Below are 1,802 nucleotides of genomic sequence, written 5' to 3'. Positions count from 1 at the left end.
ATGGACCAGTTCGTGGTGGACCTCGGCGGCGCGCAAGGAGGGGCTGCCGATGGGGGAACACCGGCCCTACAAGGCCCATCTGACGCTGGCCCGCAGCCGCCACGCGCTGGACGTACGGCCGTACGTCGACGCGCTCGCGGAGTTCACCGGCGGCGGCTGGACCGTGGCCGACCTGGTGCTGATGCGCAGCCGTCTGCCGGTGTCCGGGGTGCCGGGGGAGCAGCCGCGGTACGAGGTGGTCGGGCGGTGGGCGCTGGGCGCGGGCGGTTAGTCTCGAATACGTGGACCCGAAAACCCGGAACCGGATCATGGCCGGTGCGCTTGTGTTGATGTTCGTGGTGGTGGCTGTGGCGTCGGCCATGCGGTAGCCCCGCGGGGTGCGCTTGCCGGCTGGGGGTTCGTCCGTCGGCCCGGGCCGGTTGTGGCCCGGGCGCGCCGTTCCCCGCGCCCCTTTCGGGGCGCCTTCGGCGGGTGTGGGGGAGAGGGGCGGGGAACCGCGGGGCCGTTCCCGGCCGCGGGCCGGATGTGGCCGGCCGCGCGGTTCCCGGCGCTCCTTCGGGGCGCTGCCCCTTCCGGTGGTTACCAGGCGAAGGCCTCCGGGGACGGGCCCGGGCCCGGGAAGATCTCGTCCAGGCCGGCCAGCAGGTCCTCGCCCAGTTCCAGTTCGACGGCGCGCAGCGCGGACCGCAGCTGCTCGGCGGTGCGCGGGCCGACGATCGGGCCGGTGATGCCGGGGCGGGTGAGCAGCCAGGCCAGGGCCACCTCGCCGGGCTCCAGTCCGTGCTTGTCGAGCAGGTCCTCGTAGGCCTGGATCCGCGCGCGGGCCGCCGGGTCCTTGAGGGTGTCGGCGGCCCGGCCGGAGGCACGGCGACCGCCCTGGACCTCCTTCTTGATGATCCCGCCGAGCAGACCGCCGTGCAGCGGCGACCACGGGATGACCCCGAGGCCGTAGTCCCGCGCGGCCGGGATGACCTCCATCTCGGCGCGCCGCTCGGCCAGGTTGTACAGGCACTGCTCGCTGACCAGCCCGATGGTGCCGGCGCGGCGGGCGGCGGCCTCGTTGGCCTGGGCGATCTTGTAGCCGGGGAAGTTGCTGGATCCGACGTAGAGGATCTTGCCCTGCCGCACCAGGACGTCGATCGCCTGCCAGATCTCCTCGAACGGCGTGTCGCGGTCGATGTGGTGGAACTGGTAGAGGTCGATGTAGTCGGTCCGGAGCCGCTTCAGGCTGGCGTCCACCGCGCGCCGGATGTTCAGCGCGGAGAGCTTGTCGTGGTTGGGCCACACCGTGGCGCCGTCCGGGTCCATGTTGCCGTACACCTTGGTGGCGATGACGGTCTTCTCGCGCCGGCCGCCGCCCTTGGCGAACCAGTTGCCGATGATGGACTCGGTCCGGCCCTTGTTCTCGCCCCAGCCGTACACGTTGGCGGTGTCGAAGAAGTTGATGCCCGCGTCCAGCGCCGCGTCCATGATCGCGTGGCTGTCGGCTTCGTCGGTCTGCGGACCGAAGTTCATCGTCCCGAGGACGAGTCGGCTGACCTTGAGTCCCGTGCGTCCGAGCTGCGTGTACTCCATGGTCCACCAGCCAACGACTTGGAGTGCGCTCCAGGCAAGGGCTTGCCGTCGTGGCGGGCCCGCGCCCGGCGGATTGTCGGAGGCGTCCCTTACGCTGCGGAGCGACATCACTCCTGGAGACCGACATGTCTGTTCGTGCCCGGCTCGTCGCCGAGATTCCCGCGCCGCCGTCCCCGGCGGAGGCGGACCACCCCGAGCTGCTCGGCCTGCCGGGCCGCCGCCTGCTG

The 1,802-nt window shown here is 72.0% G+C and carries 1 protein-coding gene and 1 pseudogene; one reads left to right on the top strand and one right to left on the bottom strand.

The genetic code is table 11. From position 1 onward, the window contains the following. Positions 1 to 271: pseudogene (locus H5J33_RS33915) on the top strand (2'-5' RNA ligase family protein); the annotation flags it as partial. 308 nt (positions 272 to 579) lie between these two features. On the opposite strand, the gene H5J33_RS33910 reads toward H5J33_RS33915, so the two are convergent. Continuing rightward, positions 580 to 1,575, bottom strand: coding sequence for an aldo/keto reductase (locus tag H5J33_RS33910; RefSeq protein WP_181798508.1), 996 nt, complete (start codon positions 1,573 to 1,575; stop codon positions 580 to 582). Positions 1,576 to 1,802 lie beyond the last annotated feature (227 nt).

Source organism: Streptomyces sp. WELS2 (genome assembly GCF_013870595.1).
In the GTDB taxonomy this organism is placed as follows: domain Bacteria; phylum Actinomycetota; class Actinomycetes; order Streptomycetales; family Streptomycetaceae; genus Streptomyces.
Note: the sequence above shows the minus strand (reverse complement) of the source record. Positions and strands in the feature narration are given on the sequence as shown.

Coding starts and splice junctions, on each gene's coding strand:
- H5J33_RS33910 (WP_181798508.1), bottom strand. CDS start 1,575: ATGGAGTACACGCAGCTCGGACGCACGGGACTCAAGGTCAGCCGACTC.